This is a genomic window from Streptomyces sp. NBC_01381 (genome assembly GCF_026340305.1).
Taxonomy (GTDB): domain Bacteria; phylum Actinomycetota; class Actinomycetes; order Streptomycetales; family Streptomycetaceae; genus Streptomyces.
This window is the reverse complement of sequence record NZ_JAPEPI010000002.1, coordinates 1,428,283-1,454,921: the sequence shown is the minus strand read 5'-3', so window position 1 is coordinate 1,454,921 and position 26,639 is coordinate 1,428,283. Positions and strand designations below refer to the sequence as shown.

Annotated in this window: 22 protein-coding genes and 1 riboswitch; of the genes, 8 read left to right on the top strand and 14 right to left on the bottom strand. The window is 70.0% G+C overall.

The window, feature by feature from the left end:
* Nucleotides 1-152: 152 nt before the first annotated feature.
* The 4 genes from OG453_RS28245 to OG453_RS28230 all read right to left on the bottom strand — a co-directional run bounded on the left by OG453_RS28245 (nucleotide 153) and on the right by OG453_RS28230 (nucleotide 4,969).
* Entirely contained in the window at nucleotides 153-857 is a 705-nt protein-coding gene (locus OG453_RS28245; RefSeq protein WP_266871336.1) for a GntR family transcriptional regulator, read from the bottom strand.
* 182 nt (nucleotides 858-1,039) lie between these two features.
* The gene (locus OG453_RS28240; protein WP_266871335.1) at nucleotides 1,040-1,840 is read right to left on the bottom strand and encodes a M23 family metallopeptidase; all 801 of its coding nucleotides are present in this window, start codon (nucleotides 1,838-1,840) and stop codon (nucleotides 1,040-1,042) included.
* A 12-nt stretch (nucleotides 1,841-1,852) separates the two neighbouring features.
* Nucleotides 1,853-2,015: riboswitch (cyclic di-AMP (ydaO/yuaA leader) on the bottom strand.
* 216 nt (nucleotides 2,016-2,231) lie between these two features.
* Nucleotides 2,232-3,617, bottom strand: coding sequence for a pitrilysin family protein (locus OG453_RS28235; RefSeq protein WP_266871334.1), 1,386 nt, complete (start codon nucleotides 3,615-3,617; stop codon nucleotides 2,232-2,234).
* Nucleotides 3,614-4,969 (bottom strand): pitrilysin family protein, encoded by a 1,356-nt coding sequence (locus tag OG453_RS28230; protein ID WP_266871333.1) that lies wholly within the window; start codon nucleotides 4,967-4,969, stop codon nucleotides 3,614-3,616. Before OG453_RS28230 ends, OG453_RS28235 begins: the two co-directional genes overlap by 4 nt.
* 214 nt (nucleotides 4,970-5,183) lie before the next feature.
* Between OG453_RS28230 and OG453_RS28225 the strand changes: the two genes are divergently transcribed.
* Nucleotides 5,184-7,637 (top strand): DNA topoisomerase (ATP-hydrolyzing) subunit A, encoded by a 2,454-nt coding sequence (locus OG453_RS28225; protein ID WP_266871332.1) that lies wholly within the window; start codon nucleotides 5,184-5,186, stop codon nucleotides 7,635-7,637.
* Nucleotides 7,638-7,659: 22 nt separating this feature from the next.
* On the opposite strand, the gene OG453_RS28220 is transcribed toward OG453_RS28225, so the two are convergent.
* Nucleotides 7,660-8,712 (bottom strand): GTP-binding protein, encoded by a 1,053-nt coding sequence (locus OG453_RS28220; protein ID WP_266871331.1) that lies wholly within the window; start codon nucleotides 8,710-8,712, stop codon nucleotides 7,660-7,662.
* A 467-nt stretch (nucleotides 8,713-9,179) separates the two neighbouring features.
* Here OG453_RS28220 and OG453_RS28215 point away from each other — a divergent pair, with 467 nt between their 5' ends.
* Nucleotides 9,180-9,746: a DUF6082 family protein gene (locus OG453_RS28215; RefSeq protein ID WP_266871329.1), complete on the top strand. Its 567-nt coding sequence runs from the start codon at nucleotides 9,180-9,182 to the stop codon at nucleotides 9,744-9,746.
* 94 nt (nucleotides 9,747-9,840) lie between these two features.
* The gene (locus OG453_RS28210; RefSeq protein WP_266871328.1) at nucleotides 9,841-10,077 is read left to right on the top strand and encodes a hypothetical protein; all 237 of its coding nucleotides are present in this window, start codon (nucleotides 9,841-9,843) and stop codon (nucleotides 10,075-10,077) included.
* Nucleotides 10,078-10,262: 185 nt separating this feature from the next.
* On the opposite strand, the gene OG453_RS28205 is transcribed toward OG453_RS28210, so the two are convergent.
* Nucleotides 10,263-11,444: a citrate synthase/methylcitrate synthase gene (locus tag OG453_RS28205; RefSeq protein ID WP_266871327.1), complete on the bottom strand. Its 1,182-nt coding sequence runs from the start codon at nucleotides 11,442-11,444 to the stop codon at nucleotides 10,263-10,265.
* Between the two features lie 109 nt (nucleotides 11,445-11,553).
* Between OG453_RS28205 and OG453_RS28200 the strand changes: the two genes are divergently transcribed.
* Genes OG453_RS28200 through OG453_RS28185 form a run of 4 tightly spaced genes read left to right on the top strand, consistent with a single transcriptional unit; the run spans nucleotide 11,554 to nucleotide 16,145 of the window.
* Entirely contained in the window at nucleotides 11,554-12,813 is a 1,260-nt protein-coding gene (locus OG453_RS28200) for a citrate synthase family protein (RefSeq protein WP_266871326.1), read from the top strand.
* 35 nt (nucleotides 12,814-12,848) lie between these two features.
* Nucleotides 12,849-13,799 carry a sucrase ferredoxin gene (locus tag OG453_RS28195; RefSeq protein ID WP_266871325.1) on the top strand — a complete coding sequence of 317 codons (951 nt, stop codon included), beginning with the start codon at nucleotides 12,849-12,851 and terminating at the stop codon, nucleotides 13,797-13,799.
* Between the two features lie 28 nt (nucleotides 13,800-13,827).
* Nucleotides 13,828-15,468: a sensor histidine kinase gene (locus tag OG453_RS28190; protein WP_266871324.1), complete on the top strand. Its 1,641-nt coding sequence runs from the start codon at nucleotides 13,828-13,830 to the stop codon at nucleotides 15,466-15,468.
* Nucleotides 15,465-16,145: a response regulator gene (locus OG453_RS28185; RefSeq protein ID WP_266871323.1), complete on the top strand. Its 681-nt coding sequence runs from the start codon at nucleotides 15,465-15,467 to the stop codon at nucleotides 16,143-16,145. Before OG453_RS28190 ends, OG453_RS28185 begins: the two co-directional genes overlap by 4 nt.
* Nucleotides 16,146-16,169: 24 nt before the next feature.
* On the opposite strand, the gene OG453_RS28180 is transcribed toward OG453_RS28185, so the two are convergent.
* The 6 genes from OG453_RS28180 to OG453_RS28155 form a co-directional block, all read right to left on the bottom strand.
* Nucleotides 16,170-17,762 carry a cation acetate symporter gene (locus OG453_RS28180; RefSeq protein ID WP_266871321.1) on the bottom strand — a complete coding sequence of 531 codons (1,593 nt, stop codon included), beginning with the start codon at nucleotides 17,760-17,762 and terminating at the stop codon, nucleotides 16,170-16,172.
* Nucleotides 17,759-18,277: a DUF485 domain-containing protein gene (locus OG453_RS28175; protein WP_266871320.1), complete on the bottom strand. Its 519-nt coding sequence runs from the start codon at nucleotides 18,275-18,277 to the stop codon at nucleotides 17,759-17,761. Before OG453_RS28175 ends, OG453_RS28180 begins: the two co-directional genes overlap by 4 nt.
* A 153-nt stretch (nucleotides 18,278-18,430) precedes the next feature.
* Nucleotides 18,431-19,123 carry a response regulator transcription factor gene (locus OG453_RS28170; protein WP_266871319.1) on the bottom strand — a complete coding sequence of 231 codons (693 nt, stop codon included), beginning with the start codon at nucleotides 19,121-19,123 and terminating at the stop codon, nucleotides 18,431-18,433.
* Entirely contained in the window at nucleotides 19,120-20,244 is a 1,125-nt protein-coding gene (locus tag OG453_RS28165; RefSeq protein ID WP_266873158.1) for a sensor histidine kinase, read from the bottom strand. Before OG453_RS28165 ends, OG453_RS28170 begins: the two co-directional genes overlap by 4 nt.
* Nucleotides 20,245-20,258: 14 nt before the next feature.
* Entirely contained in the window at nucleotides 20,259-20,771 is a 513-nt protein-coding gene (locus OG453_RS28160; protein ID WP_266873157.1) for a DUF1453 domain-containing protein, read from the bottom strand.
* 198 nt (nucleotides 20,772-20,969) lie between these two features.
* Complete coding sequence (locus OG453_RS28155; RefSeq protein WP_266871318.1) at nucleotides 20,970-23,093, bottom strand: type IIA DNA topoisomerase subunit B; 2,124 nt, start codon at nucleotides 23,091-23,093, stop codon at nucleotides 20,970-20,972.
* 440 nt (nucleotides 23,094-23,533) lie between these two features.
* Between OG453_RS28155 and OG453_RS28150 the strand changes: the two genes are divergently transcribed.
* On the top strand, nucleotides 23,534-23,761 hold the full coding sequence (locus OG453_RS28150; protein WP_135330770.1) for a hypothetical protein: 228 nt from the start codon (nucleotides 23,534-23,536) through the stop codon (nucleotides 23,759-23,761).
* Nucleotides 23,762-23,906: 145 nt separating this feature from the next.
* Here the strand turns inward: OG453_RS28150 and OG453_RS28145 are convergent, their stop codons facing one another.
* Together OG453_RS28145 and OG453_RS28140 are read right to left on the bottom strand one after the other, a co-directional pair.
* A complete protein-coding gene (locus OG453_RS28145) occupies nucleotides 23,907-24,737 on the bottom strand; it encodes a serine protease (RefSeq protein ID WP_266871317.1) in 831 nt (276 codons plus the stop codon).
* 152 nt (nucleotides 24,738-24,889) lie between these two features.
* Entirely contained in the window at nucleotides 24,890-26,431 is a 1,542-nt protein-coding gene (locus tag OG453_RS28140) for an RNA polymerase sigma factor (protein ID WP_266871316.1), read from the bottom strand.
* Nucleotides 26,432-26,639: the final 208 nt, after the last annotated feature.

Sequence of the window (26,639 nt, the reverse complement as noted above, 5' to 3'; positions counted from 1 at the left end):
GGGGGCGGGTCCTTCGGCATATTTGCGTCCGCTTCCCGAGCACCGCCGAACGCAACCGAATAAAGGCAGGGGATATCGCCGAATGCGGGCAGCAGAAATAGCCGCCTCGCAATCCCCCGTCGAATAGCACTTCTTTGTATACGGCGCCCCTGTTAATTCTGCAGGCTCACCGTGTTTACGACATGTTGCGAACCCCTCACGCGATCGCGTTCCCGCTCGCGCTCGCCCCGCGGCACGAACCGCAGCCGGTGCGCGGCCGTCGCCCGCTCCGTGTGCTGCGCGGTGAGCGCACGGGCCCGCTCCGCGTCGCCGCGCGCCACCGCGTCGACGATCGCCGCGTGCTCCGCCCAGGACTCCGCGGGGGCGGCCGGCGTCTCGACGACATACATCCAGGCGATCTTGTGCCGCAGCTGGGTGAGCAGCGCGGTGAGGCCGGGGCTGCCGGACGACTGGGCGAGCGTCTCGTGGAACCAGCCGCCCAGCGAGCGCAGATCCTCGCTCTGACCGCGCCTCGAACGCTCCTGGCCGAGCCTGACGAGGCCGCGCAGGACCTTCAGATGGGCCTCGGTGCGGCGCTGCGCGGCACGGGCCGCGGCGAGCGGTTCGAGGAGCATGCGGATCTCCAGGAGGTCGGCCGCCTCCTGCTCGGTCGGCTCGGCGACGCACGCGCCCGCGTGCCTGCGCGTGACGACGAACCCCTCGGCCTCCAGGGTGCGCAGCGCTTCGCGCACCGGGACGCGGGAGACTCCGTAGCGGCGCGCGAGCAGTTCCTCGGTGAGCCGGCCACCCCGTTCGTAGACACCGGAGACGATGTCGTCCCGGATGGCCGTGCATACCGAGTGCGCAGGAATGCGCATGACCTGACCTCCGCCTTAATCCCCGCGAAACGCGGTCGATTGACGCTCATTCAGTGACTCTATTGCAGAGCGTGTGAATTTCCGACGGCGGGTCGGAATCCATGGATATTTTTTGGCCAAAGGCGAGCCTGGAACGACGAAAGCCCCGGCTCTCTATGAGCCGGGGCTTTCGATGAATCAGATCAGACGTTGACGCCGTGCGACCGGAGGTAGGCGACCGGGTCGATGTCCGAGCCGTAGTCCGGACCGGTGCGGGCCTCGAAGTGGAGGTGCGGGCCGGTCGAGTTGCCGGTGGAGCCGGAGAGGCCTATCTGCTGGCCCGGGGTGACCGCCTGGCCGACGGTGACGCTGAGGGACGACATGTGGCCGTACTGCGTGTACGTGCCGTCGTTCATCTGGATGACCACGTTGTTGCCGTAGGCACCGCCCCAGCCGGCCTCGACGACGGTGCCGGAGCCGACCGCGTGGACCGTGGTGCCGGACGCGGCGTGGAAGTCGACGCCGGAGTGGCTGCCGGAGGACCACATGGCGCCGCCGGTCTGGTAGCCCGTGGAGATGGACGAGCCGGTGATCGGGGAGACGTAGCTGTTGAGGCGCTTGCGCTCGGCCTCGCGGGCGGCGCGCTCCTTGGCCTCGCGCTCCTTCTTGGCCTTCGCCTTCGCCTCGGCCTCGGCCTTGCGCTTGGCCTCGGCGGCCTTCTTCTTGGCGGCCTCTTCGGCCTTCTTGGCGGCAGCGGCGTCGTCGGCGGCCTGCTGCTGGGCGGCAGCCTGGGCGTCGATGCTGGCGGCGAGCGAGTCGCCGACGGAGATCGCCTGGGTCAGGCCCGTCTTCTCGACGGCGGCCTCATCGGCGGCGAGCGCCGGAGCGGCGAGGCCTCCGATGACACCGGTGGTGGTGAGGGCGGCGACGCCCGCCACGTTCGCGGTGGTACGCGTGAGGCGGCTCGGGCGACGGTGCTTCCCGGTGGCACGGGTGAACGCCATGAAGCGGCTGATCCTTTCCTTCCTTCTCGCCTACCGGGTTAGCTGACGGGTTCGGAGCAGGAAGGTCTCCTACGGGTTCCTCGCCTCGCGGCAAGGTGCCCGATTCACCCCAGGGGACATGTGGGTCCCCGGCTCCCCTGGCTCGCGCCGTACGGGGACTCGGCGATGACTGTCCGGTGCCGCGGACGCGGCGTACTGCATGACGAACAGCCGGACCAGACGCTAAGCGGGGCGTCTTTCCATCGCCAAACGGATCAGAGGTTTTGTAGCGCACGCCACAGGTCAGACACGTAACCTCCATAGCAATTCGGACATATGAGGACCCCAGCAGCCAATTCCCGCCACTGGGGTCCCGATATGTCCTGACTGTCCCTCAGCCCGTGACCGTCATTCAGCCCGTGACCACACTCACTTCACCGATGCCGAGGGCCTTGACGGGCTCCTCGATCTGCGCCGCGTCGCCGACGAGGATCGTCACGAGCCGGTCGCCCGGGAAGGCGTTCACGACGGCGGCGGTGGCCTCCACGGTGCCGGTCGCGGCCAACTGCCGGTACAGCTGCGCCTGGAAGTCGTCCGGCAGGTGCTGCTCGACCTGGTCGGCGAGGGTCGCCGCGACGGACGCCGCCATCTCGAACTTGAGCGGGGCCACACCCACCAGGTTCTGTACGGCGACATCGCGCTCGGCGTCCGTGAGGCCTTCGGCGGCCAGGGTGCGCAGCACCTTCCACAGGTCGTCGAGAGCCGGGCCCGTCGACTCCGTGTCCACGGAGCCGCTGATGGCGAGCATCGCGGCGCCCGTGCCGTCCGGTGCGGAGCGCAGGACCTGGGCGAACGCCCGTACGCCGTAGGTGTATCCCTTCTCCTCGCGCAGGACGCGGTCGAGGCGCGAGGTGAGGGTGCCGCCCAGGCAGTACGTGCCGAGCACCTGGGCGGGCCAGACGCGGTCGTGCCGGTCCGCGCCGATGCGGCCGATCAGAAGCTGCGTCTGGACGGCTCCGGGGCGGTCCACGATGACCACACGGCCGGTGTCGTCGGCGGTCACCGGGGGCACCGGACGCGGCTCGGCCGTGCCGCCCGTCCAGGCGCCGAGGGTGTCGGCGAGTACGGCGTCAAGGTCCGTGCCGGTCAGGTCGCCCACGACGACGGCGGTGGCCGTGGCGGGACGGACATGCTTCTCGTAGAAGGCGCGCACGGCCGCCGAGTCGATGGCCGCGACCGTCTCCTCGGTGCCCTGGCGGGGGCGCGACATCCGCGAGGTCGCCGGGAAGAGCTGCTTGGAGAGCTCCTTGGCAGCGCGGCGCGCCGGGTTGGCGCTCTCGTGCGGGATCTCGTCCAGGCGGTTGCTCACGAGGCGCTCGACCTCGCTGTCCGCGAAGGCGGGGGCCCGCAGGGCGTCGGCGACCAGGCCGAGCGCCTTCGGGAGCCGGGAGACCGGGACTTCGAGGGACACCCGCACACCGGGGTGGTCGGCGTGCGCGTCCAACGAGGCGCCGCAGCGGTCGAGTTCGGCGGCGAACTCCTCGGCGGAGTGCTTGTCGGTGCCTTCGTTGAAGGCCCTCGCCATGATCGTGGCGACACCGTCGAGGCCCGCGGGCTCGGCGTCGAGCGGCGCCTCCAGGTGGATCTCCACGGCGACGACCTGCTGGCCGGGGCGGTGGCAGCGCAGCACCGTGAGGCCGTTGTCCAGGGCCGAGCGCTCGGGCGCGGGGAAGGCCCACGGCCGTGCGGTGCCCGCCTGGGGCTGCGGGTGGAACTGCATCGTCGCGGCCTCGGTCACTGCGCCGCCTCCTCTTCGTCCTCGTCGGTGGCTTCGGCGGCTTCAGGTGCCGCGATGGGCTCGTACACGAGCACCGCGCGGTTGTCCGGGCGCAGGCGGGCCGCGGCGGCCGCCTGGACCTCCTCAGCGGTCACGTCGAGGACCCGCTGCACGGCGGTCAGGGCGAGCTGCGGGTCGCCGAACAGGACGGCGTACCGGCACAGTTCGTCCGCGCGTCCCGCGACCGTGCCGAGCCGGTCGAGCCACTCGCGCTCCAGCTGCGCCTGGGCGCGCTCCATCTCCTCGGCGGTGGGGCCCTCCTCCGCGAAGCGGGCGAGCTCCTCGTCGACGGCCGCCTCGATGACGGGGACCTCGACATCGCCGGACGTCTTCACGTCCAGCCAGCCCAGCGAGGGGGCACCGGCGAGGCGCAGCAGGCCGAACCCGGCTGCCACGGCCGTGCGGTCGCGGCGTACGAGCCGGTTGTAGAGCCGGGACGACTCGCCGCTGCCGAGGACCGTGAGCGCCAGGTCGGCCGCGTCGCACGCGCGCGTGCCGTCCTCCGGGAGGCGGTAGGCGGCCATCAGGGCGCGGGCCGGGACCTCTTCCTCGACGACCTCGCGCAGCTCCTTGCCGATGGTGTCGGGCAGCGCGCCGTCGCGGGGCGGCTGCTTGCCGTCGTGCGAGGGGATGGACCCGAAGTACTTCTCGACCCAGGCGAGCGTCTGCTCCGGGTCGATGTCGCCGACCACGGAGAGGACCGCGTTGTTGGGCGCGTAGTACGTACGGAAGAAGTTCCGCGCGTCCTCCAGCGTCGCCGCGTCCAGGTCGGCCATGGAGCCGATCGGGGTGTGGTGGTACGGGTGGCCCTCGGGGTACGAGAGAGCGGTCAGCTTCTCGAAGGCCGTGCCGTACGGGACGTTGTCGTAGCGCTGGCGGCGCTCGTTCTTGACGACGTCCCGCTGATTCTCCATCGACTCGTCGTCGAGCGTGGTGAGCAGGGAGCCCATCCGGTCGGCTTCCAGCCACAGGGCCAGCTCGAGCTGGTGCGTGGGCATCGTCTCGAAGTAGTTGGTGCGCTCGAAGCTGGTGGTGCCGTTCAGCGAACCGCCGGCTCCCTGCACCAGCTCGAAGTGACCGTTGCCGGGCACCTGCTTCGAGCCTTGGAACATGAGGTGCTCGAAGAGGTGCGCGAGGCCCGTACGGCCCTTGACCTCGTGGCGCGAGCCGACGTCGTACCAGAGGCAGACCGCGGCGACCGGGGTCAGGTGGTCCTCGGAGAGCACCACGCGCAGGCCGTTGGCCAGCCGGTGCTCGGTCGCTGTCAGGCCGCCTGAGCCGGCCTCGGCCGTGGCCGTGTGACCCATGGGCATGTACGTCCCTTCGATCGCGGAAAAGCTGGATGTTCAGCCAGTCCTGCCACTGTATGCAAGCGTGCCGACAACCTGTGAAGTTCCCGCTCCGCGCTCGGCGTAGTCGGGTCCGAAGTCCGGGTCGTGGTCGGCGTTGTCAGTGGGACAGTCCACAATGGTCGGCGTCAGATCCCGTTGATGCCCTGGCAGACACCGTGAAGGAGCCGCAGCAGCGATGGCCCGCCGCAGCACGAAGACCCCGCAGCCCGACGACTCGTTCGAGGAGAAGATCCTCGACATCGACGTCGTCGACGAGATGCAGGGCTCCTTCCTCGAGTACGCGTATTCGGTCATCTACTCGCGCGCCCTGCCGGACGCCCGCGACGGCATGAAGCCGGTGCACCGCCGGATCGTGTACCAGATGAACGAGATGGGCCTGCGCCCCGACCGCGGCTATGTGAAGTGTGCCCGTGTCGTCGGCGAGGTCATGGGTAAGTTGCACCCGCACGGCGACGCGTCGATCTACGACGCCCTGGTGCGCATGGCCCAGCCCTTCTCCATGCGGCTTCCGCTGGTGGACGGGCACGGCAACTTCGGTTCGCTGGGCAACGACGACCCGCCGGCCGCCATGCGGTACACCGAGTGCCGGATGGCCGACGCGACGTCCCTGATGACGGAGTCGATCGACGAGAACACGGTCGACTTCGAGCCAAACTACGACGGCCAGGAGATGGAGCCCGTCGCCCTCCCGGCGGCGTACCCGAACCTCCTGGTCAACGGCGCGTCAGGCATCGCGGTCGGCATGGCGACGAACATGCCGCCGCACAACCTGGGCGAGGTGATCGCGGCCGCCCGCCACCTGATCAGGCACCCGGGGGCCGACCTCGAGACGCTGATGAAGTTCGTGCCGGGCCCCGACCTGCCCACGGGCGGCCGGATCGTCGGACTTGGCGGCATCAAGGACGCGTACGCGTCGGGCCGTGGCACCTTCAAGATCCGCGCGACGGTCGCCGTGGAGAACGTGACAGCGCGCCGCAAGGGCCTGGTCGTCACCGAACTGCCCTTCACGGTGGGCCCCGAGAAGGTCATCTCCAAGATCAAGGACCTGGTCGGCTCGAAGAAGCTGCAGGGCATCGCGGACGTCAAGGACCTCACCGACCGCGCGCACGGTCTGCGTCTGGTCATCGAGATCAAGAACGGCTTCGTCCCCGAGGCCGTCCTGGAGCAGCTCTACAAGCTCACGCCGATGGAGGAGTCCTTCGGCATCAACAACGTGGCACTGGTCGACGGCCAGCCCCTCACGCTCGGCCTCAAGGAGCTCCTCGAGGTCTATCTCGACCACCGGTTCAACGTGGTGCGCCGCCGCAGCGAGTTCCGCCGCAGCAAGAAGCAGGCCCGACTGCACCTGGTGGAGGGGCTGCTCGTCGCCCTCCTGGACATCGACGAGGTCATCCGCCTCATCCGCTCCAGTGAGAACTCCGCGCAGGCCAAGGAGCGCCTGATGGAGCGCTTCTCGCTGAGCGACGTCCAGACGCAGTACATCCTGGACACGCCGCTGCGCCGCCTCACCAAGTTCGACCGCATCGAGCTGGAGTCCGAGCGCGACAAGCTCAAGGCCGAGATCGAGGAGCTGACCCGCATCCTGGAGTCGGACGCCGAGCTGCGCAAGCTGGTCTCCTCCGAACTGGCCGCCGTGGCCAAGAAGTTCGGCACGGACCGGCGCACGGTCCTCCTGGAGTCGGCGGGCACCCCCGCCCCCACGGTCTCGCTGCAGGTCGCGGACGACCCGTGCCGCGTGCTGCTCTCCTCGACCGGCCTGCTCGCCCGTACGGCCAATGGGGAGCCCTTCTCCGACGGCGACACCAAGCGCGTCAAGCACGACGTGATCGTCTCGGCCGTGCCGGCGACCGCGCGCGGCGAGGTGGGCGCGGTGACGTCCGGGGGACGGCTGCTGCGCCTCGCCGTGGTGGACCTCCCGCAGCTTCCCGAGACGGCTGCGGCACCCAACCTCTCCGGGGGCGCGCCGGTTTCGGAGCTGCTCTCCCTGGAGGCGGACGAGAAGCTGATCTGTCTGATGACCCTGGACGAGTCCTCGCCCGGCCTCGCACTCGGCACCGAACAGGGCGTGGTCAAGCGAGTGGTCCCGGACTATCCGTCCAACAAGGACGAGCTGGAGGTCATCACCCTCAAGGACGGTGACCGGATCGTCGGCGCGGCCGAGCTGCGCACGGGCGAGGAGGACCTCGTCTTCATCACGGACGACGCCCAACTGCTGCGCTACCAGGCCTCGCAGGTCCGTCCGCAGGGCCGCCCGGCGGGCGGCATGACGGGCATCAAGCTCGCGGAGGGCGTCAAGGTCATCTCCTTCGTGGCGGTGGATCCCGCCGTGGACGCCGTGGTCTTCACGGTGGCGGGCTCGCGCGGCACGCTCGACGACTCGGTGCAGACGACGGCCAAGGTGACGCCGTTCGACCAGTACCCCCGCAAGGGCCGGGCCACGGGTGGCGTACGCGTCCAGCGCTTCCTGAAGGGCGAGGACTGCCTGAGCTTCGCGTGGGCGGGCCCGACTCCGCCGCTCGCGGCCCAGCGCACCGGCCTGCCGGCCGAGCTGCCGGAGATCGACCCGCGCCGAGACGGCTCCGGGGTGTCGCTGGCGAAGCCGGTGGCGGCGGTGGCGGGCCCGGTGTAGTCAGGTCTGGTCTCTGGTCAGGTCAGTCGCCCTGCGGTTCCTGCACGTACCGCAGTACGCCCCACATGCTGTGCTCATCGGCACCGGCCTGTGGGGCGTACTCACGACACGCCTCAAGCTCCTTCTCCAGAGCGGGTACGTCGATGCCGGACCCGATGAGCACGAGCTGACTGAGCCGGACCTCACCCGCGGCCCACGGCTCGGGGTAGAAGCGCAGAAACCGCCCCACGGCGTGCACGGCGTACTTGTTGCGCGGGTCGGCGGCGCCGAAATCGACGTACCCCTTGATGCGGTAGAGCCCCTCCGGCCTGCTGTCCAGGAGAGCCATCAAGGGGCGGGGGGCCAGAGGCACTTCGGAGGTGAAGGCGAGGCTTTCGTAGCCCGCATGCAGGTGGTCATGGTGATCGTGGTGGCCGTCATCCTGCTGATGACTGTGCAGATCATCGAAGGACAGCTGCCCGACCCGCTCCCCCACGGGCCTGCGATCGAGGAGCAGCTCCACATCGACGCGCCCGTACGAGGCGGGGACCACGGCGGCGCGATCGGTGAAGCCCCGGACGACACCGAGAATCCGCTCCCGCTCCGCCTCGGGCACCCGGTCGGCCTTGTTGACCACGACAAGATCGGCGATCCCCAGATGCCGGTCGACTTCGGGATGCCGCTCCCTGGTGGAGTCGAACTCGGCGGCATCGACGACCTCGACGAGCCCCCCGTACACGATGTGCGGATTCTCGCTGGCGAGCACCATCTTCACCAGCTCCTGCGGCTCGGCGAGCCCGCTTGCCTCGATGACGATGACGTCGATTCGGGCGGACGGCTGAGCAAGCTTCTCCAGATAGACGTCAAGCTCACTGGCATCCACGGCACAGCAAAGACACCCGTTGCCGAGCGAGACGGTCGAGTCACCGAGCTGCCCGGCGACCGCCATGGCGTCGATCTCGATGGACCCGAAGTCGTTGACGATGGCCCCGATACGGCTCCCTCCGCTGCGGTGCAGCAGATGATTGAGCAGGGTCGTCTTGCCGGAGCCCAGGAAGCCGGTGAGGACGATGACCGGGATCTGCTGCTTGCTCACGTGCGACCTCTCGCATCCGTACGTTCATGTCGGCGTCCCGCACTCATCGGCGCCGGGCTCGGCAGCCAGGCCGCGCCGACAGCCGCGCCCGGCGCACATCGGCGCCCGCACCCGGCGCTCGGCGTCCGTACCGGCGCTCGCCGGCGTCCGCGCCCAGCGCCCGAATTCCGCACTCCGAATCGGTGCTCCGGATCCCGTACGACGAATGAAGACGGCCCCAGGATATGTGCGCGTAGAAGCGCCGCGAAGTGAACGATTGTTAGCGGCGCTCGCGGGGCACACATTGGGCACGGCGTCGGGACGCGCGGCCACCGCATCCTCCTGTGCGCCTCCTCTCCGCCTCCCTGCCGATCAGCGCCGCTCGGCACCCTGGGAGACGGCAAGCGCGCCGCCCACCGCTCGCCGGTCCGCTCCCTGTCGACCCGCACCCGACGACCGGCGGACGGTCGCCTGATTCGGGGGTTGACATGGCCACACAGATTTTTGGCATACGGGGACTGAGTTCCGCCACCGGGGCGGGACTCGCGTTCGCGGCGGGGGCCTTCGCCCTGCTCGCCGCGCAGCAGCGACGCTATGCGGAACTCCGCATACAGGTCGACCGCGCGGAGCGGGCCGACTGGCGCCGCACCATGATGGCGGAACAGCAGGAACTCCAGCTCTACCTGCTGCGCAAGGCGATCGACGATCCCGATCTGGCCGCCGTCTTCAGCATCGCGGAGGCGGATTCGCCCGCTCAGCAGCGGCAGTTCCTGTTCGCCAACGCGCTCTACACGAACGCCCTGCTGGCGTACCGCATCGGTGTCGTCAACTGGGAGGAACTGCACGGCCACCTTCGCGTGATGTGCGCCAATCCCATTTTCCGACAGTACTGGCACGCCACCCGTCACCAGCGGGCCAGCCTGAAGGACTCGTCCGACGAGGCCAAGGTGGGGCACATGACGGACGCCATCATCCATGACCTGGAGGAGTCCGAATCCGACGAGTGGTGGGTCATCGGGGAACCGCCATCCGAGGGTCAACCACCCGTTCCATAGGGCCAGTTGGATGAGGCGGGCGAGGATCCCGGGTATCAGGAGGCTACCCTTACCCCGCCCTTACCCTATTCAAACCTAAGGACCGGGATCCCCCTTGAAGATCGTGCGCCGCATCGGTGCGTCTCCACGCGAACGCGGAAGTCTCACCGGCGACACCTGCCCCGACATCTTCGAGCTCAGCGACGGCAACTTCGCCGTGATCGGGACAGAGGCCACAGCGGCGCTCGAGAACGAGCTGCCCGCGGACGCCGCACGTGCCGATCACGAACGCATTGTCATCGTCAGCAGGGAGACACTCGTCCGCGCAAAAGCGGACATCCCCAGCAAGTGAGACTGGGGCGAGGTGCCGAGATCGGCATTCGCCCCGGCCTCTCCGTCGAGGTCGGCACTCCGGTCACCCCGTTGAGACCCACCTCCGGAAAGCTCTCCACCTGCGAGGACGGGGGCCTCACCCTTCCCCCCCATTCACCAAAGTTGGGGTCCGGCGCGCGATCGCCGCCGGACCTCATATGTGCGTCAGGCCACCGGCACTACCGGCACCGGCTCCGGCGGAACAGGCCCCACATACCGCGCCGCAGGCCGAATGATCTTCGAGTCCTCCGCTTGCTCCAGGATGTTGGCCCCCCAGCCCACCACCCGCGCCGCCGCGAACGTCGGCGTGAACATCTCGCGAGGCAGGCCGCACAGCTCCATGACGACGCCCGCGTAGAACTCCACGTTCGTGTGCAGCTCACGTCCCGGCTTCAGCTCGGCGAGGATCGCCTCGACCTGGCGCTCGACCTCGACCGCGAACTCCACCATCGGCCCGCCGAATTGCCGCGCGATGCCCCGCAGCATGCGCGAGCGCGGGTCCTCGGTGCGGTAGACGGGGTGCCCGAAGCCCATGATGCGGTCCCCCGCGAGGACCCGCTCGCGGATCCAGCCGTCGATGCGGTCGGGGGTGCCGATCGCATCGAGGGTGTCGAGGGCCCGGCTCGGCGCCCCGCCGTGCAGCGGCCCGGACAGCGCGCCGACGGCTCCCACCAGGCAGGCCGCCACATCCGCGCCGGTCGATGTGATGACCCGGGCCGTGAAGGTTGACGCGTTGAAGCCGTGGTCAATGGTTGAGATCAAGTACTGCTCGATCGCCCGCGCGCGGTCCGGCTCCGGCTCCGAACCAGTCAGCATGTAGAGGTAGTTGGCGGCATAGGAGAGGTCTTCGCGCGGCTCGACGGGGTCGAGGCCCTGGCCAAGGCGGTACAGCGCGGTGAGCAGGGTCGGCACCACGGCGGACGCGGCCATGGCGTCCGCACGGCGCCGGTCACCGTCGATGTCGTACACCGGGCGGAAGCCCCGCGCCGCCCCGAAGAGCGAGAGCGCGGTGCGCAGCCCGGAGAGCGGCCCCGACAGGGCACTGGCGCTGGCTATGGCGGGCAGCGCGGCGCGCACCTCGTCGGGCAGGTGCCGCAGGGAAGCGGTCCGCGCGGCGAAGGCCGTCCGGTGCGCCGCGTCCGGCAGCTCGCCGTGGAACATCAGGTGCCATACGTCCTCGAAGCCGCGGGTCTGCGCGAGTTCGACGGCCGAGTACTGGCGGTAGTGGTAGAAGCCCTCGGATCCCCTGACGTCTCCGAGCCGGGTCTCGGTCACGACGACGCCGGCGAGTCCGCGGGGGACCTCCACGGGACCGGTGGGGGTGGTGGTGGAGCCATTGATCGGCATGTTCTTCCTCGACTTCCTCCCTGGACTTGATTCGACTGTCCATGCTTGACTTAGTAGCTGTCAATATTGATTGACTCAATGTCTGCTCGATGTGGATACGGTGTCGCCCATGACGGATCAGGAAGCCGCCCGCGAAGGCCGCCGGCTGAACACCCGGGAAGCCGCGGAGCTGCTCGGCGTGAAGCCAGAGACGGTGTACGCGTACGTGAGCCGCGGCCAGCTCAGCAGCCGTCGTGGCCCCGGCTCCCGGGGCAGCACCTTCGACGCCAAGGAGGTCGAGTCGCTGGCCCGCAAGAACCGCAGGGAGCCCGCCGCGGCCTCCGCGAGCAGCGAACTCTCCGTACGGACCCGCATCACGCTCATCGACAAGGACCGCTACTACTTCCGCGGCGTCGACGCGGTGGAGCTCGCCCTGGCGTACTCCTACGAAGAGGTCGCCGAGTGGCTCTGGACCGGCACCCTGCGCCCCGGGATCCGTTTCACGGCCCCCGAGGAGACCGCTCTCGCGGCGCGCCGAGCCGTCGACGCGCTGCCCGAGCACAGCGGCCCGACCGACCGCCTGCGGGTCGCCGCCATCTCGGCCGCGGCCGCGGACCCCCTCCGCTTCGACCTCTCCGAAGAAGCCGTCATCGGCACCGCGCGCACCCTCATCCCCACCCTCGTGACCGCGCTCCCACCGATCCCACGCACGTACCAGGACGAGGGCCCCCTGGCCCGCCGCCTCTGGGCACGCCTGACCGGCCGGAAGCCCGACGAAGCCACCCTGCGCGTCCTGGACACCGCACTCGCGCTCCTCGTCGACCACGACCTCGCCGCGTCGACGCTCGCCGTCCGCGTCGCCGCCTCCGCGCGCGCCCACCCGTACGCGGCCGTCTCGGCCGGCCTCGGCGTCCTGGAGGGCCCGCTGCACGGCGCCGCCAGCGGCCTCGCCCACCGCATGCTCCTCGACGTGCTCGACCGCGGCAGCGCGGCCCCTGTAGTGGCGGACGAACTCCGCGCCGGACGCCGCGTACCGGGGCTCGGCCACCGCCTCTATCCGGGCGACGACCCGCGCGCGGTGGCCCTGTTCGCCCTCCTGGAGGAGATCCCCAAGGCCGGTCCCGCCCTGGCGGCGGCCCGTGACGTGGTGGCCACCACCGCGCGCCACACGGACCTGCACGCCAATGTCGACCTCGCCCTCGCCGTCCTGACCGCGTCCTCCGGGATGCCCGCCGAGGCCGGCGAGACGATCTTCGCGGTGGCGCGCACGGCCGGCTGGATCGCCCATGCCCTGGAGGAGTACGGCGAGCGGCCGCTGCGCATGCGCCCCAGCGGGCAGTACGTCGGACTGCGGCCGCCCCAGCCGGTGCCCACGCCCCAGGACGGCTGAATCGCACTCGAGCAGCGCGGGTTAGGCTCCCCTCTGTGAGTACGTGCGCCACCGCTTCGCGGGATCTGGACGAGCCTCTCGCGGGTACCGCGGCCACCGCCAGGACCTGGCTGCTGCTTGAACAGCCGGGCCCCTGGGGCGCCAAAGCGCTCACATCCAGCCATCTGGACCCGGAGGTCGGCCGCGCCCTCGAGGCGGCCGCCGAGGGGACCGGCGTACGGGTCGCCCTCATCCGGCGCCCGGGGCGCCACGCCGACTGCCACGAGCCCGCCCGGCGCCGGGTGTACGTGGCCCACACCACGCCGGGCAACGCCTGGCTGCGCGGCCACGTCACCGACGAACCGGCACGATTGCTCGACCTCGACTTCACCGCACTGGGCGCGGGCGACCACGGCGGGTTCGGCACCCCGCACACGGGCGCCCCGCTGGCCCTGGTCTGCACGAACGGCAAACGCGACCGCTGCTGCGCGCTCCTCGGCAGGCCCCTCGCCGCCCAGCTCGCCGCCGCCGGTGAACAGGGCGTCTGGGAAGTCACTCATCTGGGTGGTCACCGCTTCTCCCCCACGCTGCTCGTCCTGCCGCACGGGTACGCGTACGGCCGGTCCGAGACGCACTCCGTCAAGGAGATCCTCGAAGCGGTGCGTACGGGACGCGTCGTCACCGAGGGATGCCGGGGCAGGTCCGCCTGGGACCGCCCCGGACAGGCCGCCGAGCTCGCGGTGCGCACCTCGACCGGCGAGGACGCCGTGGGCGCGCTGAGCGTGGCCAGGACGGACGGCTCGGCCCCGCGCTGGGAGGTGACCGTCGCCCACACCGACGGCCGTCGCTGGCGAGTGACCGTCGCCCAGGGCGCCTCGCTGCCGCCACGCCCCGAGAGCTGCGGCGCGGCGCCGGCGGCCCCGGCCCGGATGGACGTGGTGGCGGTGCGCGAGGTCGCGATGCACGGGGCCTGGGGCGAGATCCCCACCACAGTGACTTCGGAGTAGCCCACCCGTCGCCGTACCGTTCGTACACATGAGCCCGACCTCCCCTGCCCGACGACTCCGCCTAGGCCTGCCCCGGCGCGTCTTCTCGCAGGTCCTGCTGATGCAGTTGGCGATCGCCGCCGGGGTCGCCGTGCTGGCCACCGGGCTCTTCCTCGCACCGCTCAGCGATCAGCTGGACGACCAGGCGATGCGCCGCGCGCTCGCCATCGCGCAGACGACGGCGGCCCAGCCGCAGATCGCCGACGACCTGAGCTCCTCCAGGCCCACGGCCGACGGGCCCGTGCAGACGGAAGCGGAACGGATCCGGCGCGCAAGCGGCGCCGAGTACGTCGTGATCATGAACAAGGACGGGGTGCGCTGGTCCCACACCGACCGCGACGAGATCGGCAGGGTCGTCTCGACCGACCCCAGCGAAGCGCTCGCAGGCGACGAGGTCATGGAGATCGACAACGGCACCCTGGGCCGCTCGGCCCGCGGCAAGGTGCCGCTGCGGGACATCGACGGGAACATCGTGGGCGCCGTCTCCGTAGGCATCGAGTACGACAGTGTCCGCGCCCGGCTCATCCATGCGATCCCCGGCCTCTTCGCCTACGCGGGCGGCGCGCTCGCCGTGGGGGCGCTCGCCGCCTACCTGATCTCACGCCGAGTGCAGCGACAGACCCGTGACCTGGCCTTCTCCGATATTTCAGCGCTCCTCGCGGAACGCGAGGCCATGCTGCACAGCATCCGTGAGGGCGTGGTCGCCCTGGACCGCGCCGGCCGGATCCGCCTCCTGAACGACGAGGCCCAGCGCCTCCTCGGCCTCGGTCCCGAGGCCATCGGACAGCCCCTGGACACCGCGCTCGGCCCAGGGCGTACGACCGATGTGCTCGCCGGACGGGTCAGCGGCACCGACCTGCTGACCGTCCGCGGTCAGCGCGTACTGGTCGCCAACCGCATGCCCACGGACGACGGCGGCGCCGTGGCCACCCTGCGTGACCGCACCGAACTGGAGCAGCTGGGCCGTGAACTGGACTCCACCCGCGGCCTCATCGACGCGCTGCGCGCCCAGGACCACGAGCATGCCAACCGCATGCACACGCTGCTCGGCCTCCTGGAGCTCGAGATGTACGAGGAGGCGGCGGAGTTCGTCGGCGAGGTGGCCGGCGCGCACCGGGTGACCGCCGAGCAGATCACGGAGAAGATCGGCGATCCGCTGCTCGCCGCCCTCCTGGTGGGCAAGGCCACCGTCGCCGCCGAGCGCGGCGTCGTGCTCGCCGTCCCGCGCGACACCGCACTGCCCGACCGGCTGATCGACCCGGGCGGCCTCGTCACCACCGTCGGCAACCTCGTGGACAACGCGCTCGACGCCGCGGCGGGCACCCCGCACGCGCGCGTGGAGGTCGATGTCCGTTCCGAGGGACGTGCCGTCGTCCTCCAGGTGCGCGACACGGGCCCTGGCGTGCCCGCCGACCGACGCGAGACGATCTTCACTGAGGGGTGGTCCACCAAGGAGCCTCCGGCGCACGGCAAGCGCGGCATCGGGCTCGCTCTGGTGCGCAGGCTCGCCGAGCGCCAGGGCGGCAGCGTGCGGGCCGGCGCCTCGCCCGACGGGGGCGCCGAGTTCACCGTCGTCCTGCCCGAAGCGCTCGCCCAGGCCGAGCTGGCCCCCACGGAGGAGGCACGATGATCGAGGTGCTCGTCGTGGACGACGACGTCCGCGTCGCGGATGTCAACGCCGCCTACGTGGCGAAGGTCCCCGGCTTCCGTGTGGCCGCGAAGGCCCACAGTGCCGCCGAGGCGCTGCGGATCGTCGAGGAGCTCCCCATCGACCTGGTGCTGCTCGACCACTATCTGCCGGACGAGACGGGGCTCTCGGTCGTCCGTACGTTGCGCGAGCGCGGCCACCAGACCGACGTGATCATGGTGACGGCCGCACGCGATGTCGCCACGGTCCAGGCCGCGATGCGGCACGGTGCCCTGCAGTACCTGGTCAAGCCGTTCTCCTACGCGGGGCTTCGCGCCAAGCTCGAGGCGTACGCGACGCTGCGGCGCACCCTGGACGGCGGCGGCGAGGCCGAACAGGCCGAGGTCGACCGGATCTTCGGCGCCCTGTCGGCGACTCCCGCTCCGGAGCTGCCCAAAGGGCACTCCCCTACGACGGCCGAGCTGGTCCGCAGGGCGCTGATGGGCGCCGAAGGGCCGCTCTCCGCACAGGAGTTGGCCAACCGCACCCGGCTGAGCCGGCAGACGGCGCAGCGCTATCTGAAGCTCCTGGAGCGCTCGGGCCGCGTGCGGCTGAGTCTCAAGTACGGCGACACGGGCCGCCCGGAGCACCGCTATGAGTGGACGTCCAGCCACTCCTAGACGCACCGGGCCGCTACATGACTGCTACACCGCTCCCGCCCCGGTGAGCGACCGTACTTCCGTCTCCGCGTGCTTGGCCTCGTCCGCGGGCTCCGACGAGGTGACGGTGCCCAGCCATCCGGCGAGGAAGCCCAGCGGGATGGAGGCGAGCCCCGGGTTCTCCAGGGGGAAGTACTGGAAGTCCACCCCAGGGAAGAGCGAGTTCGGGCCGCCGGAGACGACGGGTGACAGCAGAACCAGCACCAGGGAGGGCAGCAGGCCCCCGTACACCGACCAGACGGCGCCCCGTGTGGTGAAGTTCCGCCAGAACAGCGAGTAGAGCAGCACAGGCAGATTGGCGGACGCGGCGACGGCGAAGGCCAGGCCAACCAGGAACGCCACATTGAGGTCACGCGCGAGCAGCCCCAGGCCGATCGCGACCACGCCGATCCCGGCCGCGGCGACCCGCGCCACCGCCACCTCGCTGCGCGGCTTGGCGTGCTTGCGCCGCAGCGACGCGTACAGATCGTGGGCCACGGACGCCGAGGAGGCGAGCGTGATCCCGGCGACCACGGCGAGGATCGTGGCGAAGGCGATGGCGGCGACCATCGCGAAGAGAACCGTTCCGCCTGTGGAATCCGCACCACCTCCCAGATCGAGCGCGAGCAGCGGAACCGCCGTGTTGCCCGCGGCGTTCGACCCGCGGACGGCATCGGAGCCCACGATCGCGGCGGCACCGAAGCCGAGCACGATCGTCATCAGGTAGAAGCTGCCGATGAGCCCGATGGACCAGACGACCGAGCGGCGCGCGGCCCGCGCGGTCGGCACCGTGTAGAAGCGGGACAGGATGTGTGGCAGCCCGGCCGTGCCGAGGACGAGCGCGAGGCCGAGGCTGATGAAGTCGAGGCGCGCGGTCCAGTCGCCGCCGTACTTCAGCCCGGGCGCGAGGAACTGGCTGCCGTGCCCGCTGCGATCGGCCGCCGTCCGCAGCAACTGGTCGAAGTCGCCGTGGAACCTCACAAGCACGAGCACGGTCAGTGCGATCGCGCCACACATCAGCAGGACCGCCTTGACGATCTGGATCCAGGTGGTGGCCCGCATCCCTCCCAACGACACATAGATGACCATGAGCGCGCCGACGCCGATCACCGTCCAGGCCTGCGCCGCCCCGCTCGTCCCGCCCAGCAGCAGCGCCACCAGTGAGCCGGCCCCCACCATCTGCGCCACCAGATAGAGAACGGACACGGTCACCGAGGAAGTTCCCGCGGCGATGCGCACGGGCCGCTCCCTCATCCGGGCGGCGACGACGTCGGCGAGCGTGAACCGACCGCAGTTGCGCACCAGTTCGGCCACGAGGAAGAGCACGACGAGCCACGCGACGAGGAACCCCACCGAGTACAGCAGCCCGTCGTAGCCGAACAGCGCGATCAGCCCGGAGATGCCGAGGAAGGAGGCGGCCGACATGTAGTCGCCCGCGATGGCGAAACCATTCTCCATGGGCGAGAAGAGCCGCCCGCCGGCATAGAACTCTTCCGCCGAGCCATGCCGGTTGCGGCTCACCCACGTCGTGATCGCGAGCGTGACGGACACGAACACGCCGAACAGCAGCAGCGCGAGTGTCTGATGATCGCCGGTCATCGCTCGCTCCCCCGGGCCCGCTCCTGTTCTCTTCGCTGGTCCTGCTCCCGCTTCTGCTCGAACACGGCCCAGCGCAGGTCCAGCGCCGGGCGATCCCTGCGCAGCCGGGCGTGCCGGGCATACGCCCAGGTCAGCAGGAAGGTCGTGAGGAACTGTCCGAGGCCCGCGAGCATCGCGACATTCACGGACCCCGTGACGGGCCGCGCCATGAGACCAGGAGCCGTCGTGGCCGTCACGACGTAGGCGACGTACCAGGTGAAGAAGACCGCCACGGCCGGGACGACGAACCGCCGGTACCGGCCCCGCACCTCCTGGAAGGCCGCGCTGTGCTGGACCTCCAGATAGATGTCGGCCGCGCTCGCGCTCCGGTCCGGCGCGGCCTGGGGCGGCACCACGGGGGCCGGCGCGCCCGTGCCGTCCAACTCGCCCCAGCCTGAGGCAAGCGCGTCGTACCAGGGATCTTTGAGATCACCGGTCCGTGCCTGCCCGGCGTCGCGCCCGTCGTGCTTCTCCACCGAACTCTCCTTGTCCGCAGCCTTGTTCGGCCGCGTGCCCAAGGATGGACAGATCGGGAAGATCCCTGACTCTTCTCTCCCTTCTCTTCACCCCATCAGGTGAAGGCTCATCAGCTCCGGAGGTGTCGTTCGCCGACCGGCCGAAGCCCCTACTCACGCGAGAGCGGCTCCCGGCGGCTTCGCCAGACCGTGCCGGTAGGCGTAACGCACGGCCTGCGCACGGTCCTTGATGCCTGTCTTGGCGAAGAGGTTGTTGATGTGCGTCTTCACCGTCGCCGTCGAGACGTGCATCTCACGGGCGATCTCCTGGTTCGTCATCCCCTCGGCGATCAGGACGAGCACTTCGGTCTCGCGCGTGGTGAGGCCGTCGGGCGGCTCCGGCGCGGCCGGGGGCTGCTCGGACTCGGCCAGCCGCTCGAGCAGCCGCCGCTGAATCTGCGGCGAGAGCCCCGCGTCCCCCGAGAGCACGTCCTCGACGGCCCGCACGATCTCGTCCCCGCCCGCGTCCTTGGTGAGATAGCCGCGCGCGCCCGCCCTCAGTGCGGGGAAGAGTGAATCGTCGTCGGCGTATGTGGTGAGCACGACCACCTGCGTTCCCGGGTACTCGGCACGGATGCGGCGGGTGGCCTCCGCACCGTCGACCCGGGGCATGCGCAGGTCCATCAGGACGACGTCCGGGGCCAGTTCGGCGACCAGCCGCACGGCCTCCTCGCCGTCGCCCCCGGAGCCCACGACCTCGATACCGGGCAGCAGCCCGAGCAGCATCACGATCCCCTCGCGCACCACGGTCTGATCGTCGACCACCACGACGCGCGCCGGCGCCTTGGCGCCGCTCTCCGCGGTCATGTGGGCACCTTCAGCGTCACGACGAAGCCCTCCTCGCCCGGCCCTGCCATCAGGGAGCCGCCCAGCAACTCGGCCCGCTCCCGCATCCCGAGCAGACCGTACCCGGCCCCGGAGGTGGCCAGTTCACCCGGCGGCGCGCCCGAATCGCGTATGTCCAGGGTCACTTCGCCCTCGCCGTAATCGAGCAGGACGGTCACCTTGGCGCCCGGCGCGTGCTTGCGCACATTCGTCACGGCCTCCTGCGCGACTCTGCGCACCGCCTGCGACGCCTCGGCGGGCAGGGCACGCCGCGCCCCCGTGACAGCCACCGATGCGCCGTCCGACGCGACCAGCTCGCGCAGGAAGTCCTCGACCGGCGTCAGCTCGCCCCGCAGCGCCGAGAGCGCCTGCCGGGTCTCCGCGAGCCCTTCGCGAGCCATGGACCGTGCCGCCACGACGCGGTCCAGTATCTGCTCGCGCGTCGCCTCCCCCTCGATCAGCAGACGTGCCGCCTCGAGGTGGACGAGTTGCGCCGAGAGGCTGTGCGCAAGGACGTCATGGATCTCCCGTGCGATGCGGGCCCGCTCGGCGAGCGCCGCCGTCTCGGCCTCCGCGACACGGGCGGCCCGCTCCTGGGCGAGCATCCGCTGCGTGCTCCCGCGCGCCTCGGCGTCGAGCCGCAGCGTGTACCCGGCGAGCGCGAGCCCGACGACGATCAGGCCGGTGACCAGCCAGTTGTCCGTGTTGTACACGGCGAAGGCACTCAGCGAGACAACGACACAGGCCACGCCCGCCGCCAGTGGCAACCGCTCCAGGGCCGCGACCGCCGTCCCGCACCACAGGACGAGCGCAAGGGCCCGCCAGTCGCCCAGCGCCGCCGCATACGCCGCCGCGATCAGCAGCACGAGCAGGACCAGCGACGGCCAGAGCCGGTGGTCGAACGACGTACGGAAGAAGGCCCAGCCGAGCCCGCCGCAGAGCACGACCAGCGCGACCCCGGCGACCAGACGCCAGCCTCTGTCCTGGTGGAACGCCTCCCACAGCAGAACGGCGAGGATCAGCACCCGCAGGACCCTGACGAACCACAGCCGGGCAAAGCTCAGCCCTTCCCGGGCGAGAGCTTCCCGGGACGGCCATTCCATCCACCGGTCCGAGTTCACACGGGGTCCTTCCGCATCGGCTCGTACGCCGCGTCCGCCACACCGTACGCGGGGCGGAGCAGGCCGGCCCGCTGCGCCAGGACGCCGCTGCGGACGAGGAGGGTGGCCGCGAGGGCGAGCATCAGCGCGGCAGTCCCCTGCCGCACCCCGAGCATCGCGCCGATGCCGAACAGACCGAGCCGCAGCGCGATCCCGACCCCCCAAACGACGGCGGTGGCCTTGGTCCCCTTGCTCCACACGACACCGTCCGCCGCTGTCCACACGTGTGTGGTGCGCGCCCAGCCGAAGCCCATGGCCAGGCCGACGAGCAGTTCCACGCCGAGCAGGGCGACGGACACCTCGCTGTGGTGCGGATCCAGCAGACCGGGCTCGCGCACGGCCAGGAAGACCAGCACGGCCGGTATCGCCCACCAGCGCCGGTCCGCGGTGACCGGCTGCGCCTTGAACTGACGCGCGATCACCAGGACGACGACGGCGCAGATCACCAGAGCGTTGGTGAGCCCGGACATGACGGCCTCCGTGGGTGCGAGGAAGAGCGGAGCCGATCCGGTGAGGATCGACGCCTTCGACGCTACGGAAAGGGCCTGGTCGAGGGATCGGAGCAGGGGTGGAACGTGGGTGGAGCCTGAGGCTCCACCCACGGGTGGAGTGCGCACCGCCGAGCGGAACGCGCGCACGTTCCGCGCCCGGTGCGATCGCCGCGAGCGCTACGCGTCGATGCGCGAGCGGTCCAGCGTCGCCGCGGAGCTCGTGATGAATTCCTTGCGGGGCGCCACGTCGTTGCCCATCAGCAGATCGAAGACCTGCTCCGAGGACTCCAGGTCGGAGATGTTGATGCGGCGCAGGGTGCGGTAGCGCGGGTCCATCGTGGTCTCGGCCAGCTGGTCGGCGTCCATCTCGCCCAGACCCTTGTACCGCTGGATGGAGTCCTTGTACCGGACGTTCTTGCGCTGCAGCTCCAGCAGCGTGTCCCGCAGCTCACGGTCCGAATACGTGTAGATGTACTTGTCCTGGCCCTTCTTGGGCTGGCTGAGCTCGATGCGGTGCAGCGGCGGCACCGCGGCGAACACCCGGCCCGCCTCGACCATGGGCCGCATATAGCGCTGGAACAGCGTCAGCAGCAGGATGCGGATGTGCGCGCCGTCGACATCGGCGTCGACGAGGAGAATGATCTTTCCGTAGCGCGCCGCGTCGATGTCGAAGGTCCGGCCGGACCCGGCTCCTATGACCTGGATGATCGCGCCGCACTCGGCGTTCTTCAGCATGTCCGTCACGGACGCCTTCTGAACGTTGAGGATCTTGCCGCGGATCGGCAGGAGCGCCTGGAACTCGGAGTTCCGCGCCAGCTTGGCGGTGCCGAGCGCGGAGTCGCCCTCGACGATGAAGAGCTCGCTGCGCTCCACGTCGTCGCTGCGGCAGTCGGCGAGCTTCGCGGGCAGCGAGGAGGACTCCAGGGCCGTCTTCCGGCGCTGGGCGTCCTTGTGCTGGCGGGCCGCGATGCGCGTACGGGCGGCCGCGACCGCCTTCTCCATGACGGAGCGCGCCTGGGCCTTCGCGTCACGCTTGGTGGACGTGAGGAACGCCTTGAGCTCCTTGGCGATGACGTTGGCGACGATGCGGTTGGCCGCCGAGGTGCCGAGCACCTCCTTGGTCTGGCCCTCGAACTGCGGCTCGGCGAGGCGGACCGTGACGACGGCCGTCAGGCCTTCGAGAGCGTCGTCCTTGACGATGTCGTCCTCGGCCACGCGCAGCACCTTCTGGGTGCGCAGCGCCTCGTTCATCGTCTTGGTGAGGGAGCGCTCGAAGCCGGTCACATGGGTGCCGCCCTTGGGGGTGGCGATGATGTTGACGAAGGACCGGAGCGTCGTGTCGTACCCGGTGCCCCAGCGCATCGCCACGTCCACACCGAGCTCACGGGTGACCTCGGTGGGCGTCATCTGGCCGTGGTCGTCGAGGACCGGCACGGTCTCCTTGAAGGTGCCCGAGCCGGAGAAGCGGAGGACGTCGCAGACGGCCTTGTCCTGCGCGAGGTACTCGCAGAACTCGCTGATGCCGCCGTCGAAGCGGAAGGATTCCTCGCCCTTGCTGCCGCCTTCCCCGAGGCCGTACTCGTCGCGTACGACGATGGTCAGGCCCGGCACCAGGAACGCGGTCTGGCGGGCGCGCTGGTGCAGCGTCTCCAGGCTGAGCTTGGCGTCCTTGAGGAAGATCTGGCGGTCCGCCCAGTAGCGCACACGGGTGCCGGTGCGGGTCTTGGGGATCTTCTTCGCCTTGCGCAGCTTGGCCGACGAGTCGAAGTCGGCGTCGGGCCCGGACTTGGCGAAGGCGCCGGGGACACCGCGCCGGAAGCTGATGGCGTGGGTGTGTCCCGCGCGGTCCACCTCCACGTCGAGGCGCGCGGAGAGGGCGTTCACCACGGAGGCGCCCACGCCGTGCAGACCGCCGGAGGCGGCGTACGAGCCACCGCCGAACTTTCCGCCCGCGTGGAGCTTCGTCATGACGACCTCGACTCCGGAGAGGCCGGTCTTGGGCTCGACATCCACCGGGATGCCTCGGCCGTTGTCCCGGACCTCTACGGAGGCGTCGTCGTGGAGGATGACTTCGATGTGGTCGCAGTAGCCGCCCAGGGCCTCGTCGACGGAGTTGTCGATGATCTCCCAGAGGCAGTGCATCAGGCCGCGGCTGTCCGTCGACCCGATGTACATGCCCGGACGCTTGCGAACGGCCTCGAGCCCCTCCAGGACGAGCAGGTGCCGCGCGGTGTAGTTGGAACCGTCCCGGTCTGCTCCGGTCAGCAACGCTGTGGACGGCACGGACGTCTCGGCGGTCACGCGGTTCGCTCCTCGCTGAATTTCAAGGGGGGCCCTTTTGGGTAAGGACCCGGCTTCGGTTGCCGGTCAGAGGGTACCGAGGCCTGGTAGAGCCGTTGTAACGCCACCCTCGTCTCAACTCAGACTAGTCCAGAGCCGCACGCTTGTTCGATCCCTCAATGGAGTGAAGCGCACGTCACGTTCCCTTCCAGGCATGAACCATTTAGGCTCCGGGCACGTCCTCATGAACAACCGGCAAGCCAGCCGGCGGACGACCGACCTGACAGACAGCGCGAAACCGTAAGACACGTAAGAGACGCAATACGGCACATTCGCCGCCAACCGGCAGCAGACAGCCGCCTCGGAAAAAACTTCGAGGAAAAGCCACGAGCGGGAACGTTTTCGGCCTGGTTGGATGTTGACCCTGGTACGACAGCTCGTCGAGCTAGAGAAGAGGCGACGTGACTACTGTTCTGACCCCCGCGAGCCCCCTGACGGCCGCTGATCGCTGCGACCGCTGCGGCGCCCAGGCATACCTGCGCGTCGTCCTGTTGAGCGGCGGTGAACTGCTCTTCTGCGCCCACCACGGCCGCAAGTTCGAGCCGGAACTCAAGAAGATCGCCGCTGAGATACAGGACGAGACGGAGCGGCTGACGGCCGTCCCGGAGACCCCCGACGAGGAACGCTGACACCTCGCACCCACGACGAGCCCTCCGGCGCACACCAGGCCGGCGATCGGGCGGCCGACCCTGCCAATCCCAGGGACGGCCGCCCGCTCTCGTTACGCGGACGCTCAGGCGCCTCCTCGGCGGCCCCTGTTGGCGCTCCGCACCCTCAGCGACGCAGACCCATCGCTCGGGCGACCTCCGAGACCCGCGTATAGACCCCGGGGCTCCCGGCCCGCCCGCAGCCACTGCCCCACGACACCAGGCCGATGAGCCTGCCCTGTGCGACCAGTGGACCGCCGCTGTCCCCCTGGCAGGCGTCACGCCCGCCGCCAGGTTCTCCCGCACACAGCATGGATCTGGACGTGTACGTTCCGTTCGCGCTGCCCGGATACGCCTGCTCACACAGGGAGTCGGACAGTACGCGCACCTGCGCGGAGCGCAACGTACGCGCGTAGTCGCCTGCACTCGTCGTGTCACCCCACCCGTAGACGGCCGCCCGCGTGCCGGGCTCGTACGCCGGATCCCCCGGCCCCGCCATGCGGATCGCGGAGCCCTCAGGTAGTGGTTGCGCCAGCCTCAGCACCGCCATGTCACCGGCGTTCGTGAAACTGTCGTAACGCGGATTCACCGATGCCTCAAGCACCGGAATCTCACGGCCCTCGGACGTGCCCAGATCCCCGCGGCCGGCGATCACCTTCAGGTCGCCCAACTCACGCAGCGGCACGCCGAGGACTTCCTCGCTCAGGCAGTGGGCCGCGGTGAGGACCGTAGAGCGCCCGACCACCACACCTCCGCAGAACTGTCCCGCACGCGTACCCCCGAACCGGTCACGACTGGACAGCGCCACCATCCACGGGCTGTCGGCCACATCGACCGGGCTGCCCCCGATGACCACGCTGTCGGCCGCCGCCGGGGCAGGGGCGGCCAGCGGCAGCGCCGCTGCGGCGGCGGCAAGGGCCAGTGCCGCCGTCAGGGTCGGGGCGAAAGGACGAGGCATGCGATCTCCTCACTCTGGGTTGTCATGTCACACCCACAGTGATCCAGCACGACACGCCCCGCATTCGCGCCGACGCGCGCCCGCACCGGGGCAAACAGAAGGCCCGAAACCTCTCATGGAGACTTCGGGCCTTCTTTGTGCAGCGCTGGTGACTAGTCGAGGTAGTCGCGCAGGACCTGCGAACGCGACGGGTGACGCAGCTTCGACATCGTCTTCGACTCGATCTGACGGATGCGCTCACGCGTCACTCCGTAGACCTTGCCGATCTCGTCGAGGGTCTTCGGCTGGCCGTCGGTGAGGCCGAAGCGCATGGAGACCACGCCCGCCTCACGCTCGGACAGGGTGTCGAGCACGGAGTGCAGCTGCTCCTGGAGGAGCGTGAAGCTGACCGCGTCGGCCGGAACGACCGCCTCGGAGTCCTCGATGAGGTCACCGAACTCGCTGTCGCCGTCCTCACCCAGGGGGGTGTGGAGGGAGATCGGCTCACGGCCGTACTTCTGGACCTCGATGACCTTCTCCGGGGTCATGTCGAGTTCCTTGGCCAACTCCTCCGGGGTGGGCTCGCGGCCCAGGTCCTGGAGCATCTGGCGCTGCACGCGCGCGAGCTTGTTGATGACCTCGACCATGTGCACCGGGATACGGATGGTGCGGGCCTGATCGGCCATGGCGCGGGTGATCGCCTGACGGATCCACCAGGTGGCGTACGTGGAGAACTTGTAGCCCTTGGTGTAGTCGAACTTCTCGACCGCGCGGATCAGACCGAGGTTGCCCTCCTGGATGAGGTCCAGGAAGAGCATGCCGCGGCCGGTGTAGCGCTTGGCCAGGGAGACCACCAGACGGAGGTTGGCCTCCAGGAGGTGGTTCTTGGCGCGGCGGCCGTCCTCGGCGATGATCTCCAGCTCGCGCTTGAGCTTCGGCGCGAGCTTGTCGGCGTTCGCCAGCTTGTCCTCGGCGAACAGGCCAGCCTCGATGCGCTTGGCGAGCTCGACCTCCTGCTCGGCGTTGAGCAGCGGGACCTTGCCGATCTGCTTCAGGTAGTCCTTGACGGGGTCGGCGGTGGCACCGGCCGCGGCAACCTGCTGGGCCGGGGCGTCGTCCTCGTCCTCGTCGGACAGCACGAAGCCCTGGGCACCCTCTTCCGCGGGCTCGCCCTCACCGGGCTTGCCCTTGGCGGGCGTCTCCTCGGTGGCCTCGTCGTCCAGGATCTCGTCGTCCTTGGACGCACTCTTCTTTGCCGTCGCCTTCTTGGCGACGGTCTTCTTGGCGACGGCCTTCTTTGCCGTCGTCTTCTTGGCAGCGACCTTCTTCGCGGGCGCGTCCTCAGCTGCGACATCTGCGGCCGACGCCTCGGGGGCGGCGGTCGCGGTGGCCTGCTTCGCCGTGGCTGTCTTGGCCGCGACGGTCTTGGTCGCGGTGCGCTTGGCCGGGCTCTTCGCTGCGACGCTCTTGCGGGGGCGCTTCGGCTCCGCGGCACTGACCATCAGCGTCACACCCTCTTCCTCGAGGATCTGGTTGAGGCTGCGCAGAACGTTCTTCCACTGAGTGGCCGGAATCTGGTCAGCTTCGAAGGCACGACGCACGTCATCGCCGGCGATCTGCCCATCAGCCTTTCCCCGCTCGATGAGCGCCATGACAGAGACGGATTCGGCGATCTCCGGCGGGAGCGTACGGGATGTGCTGGCCGACACGAACAACCTCTCGGAACGTTGGAAAACGGCTTCCGGCCCAGTCCATTGTGGACCAGGACCGACGACCGACGACTGGGGATGGGTCGACGGCGCAGGCGGGCCGGGGAGCTACACAGCGTCGCGGACGACGTCTGTATTCCCTCCTCGGCTATCACCTCTTAGGTCATCGCGCTGCCCCGAGGAGCGTTACGCCCAATCTACGTGGCCCGAGTCA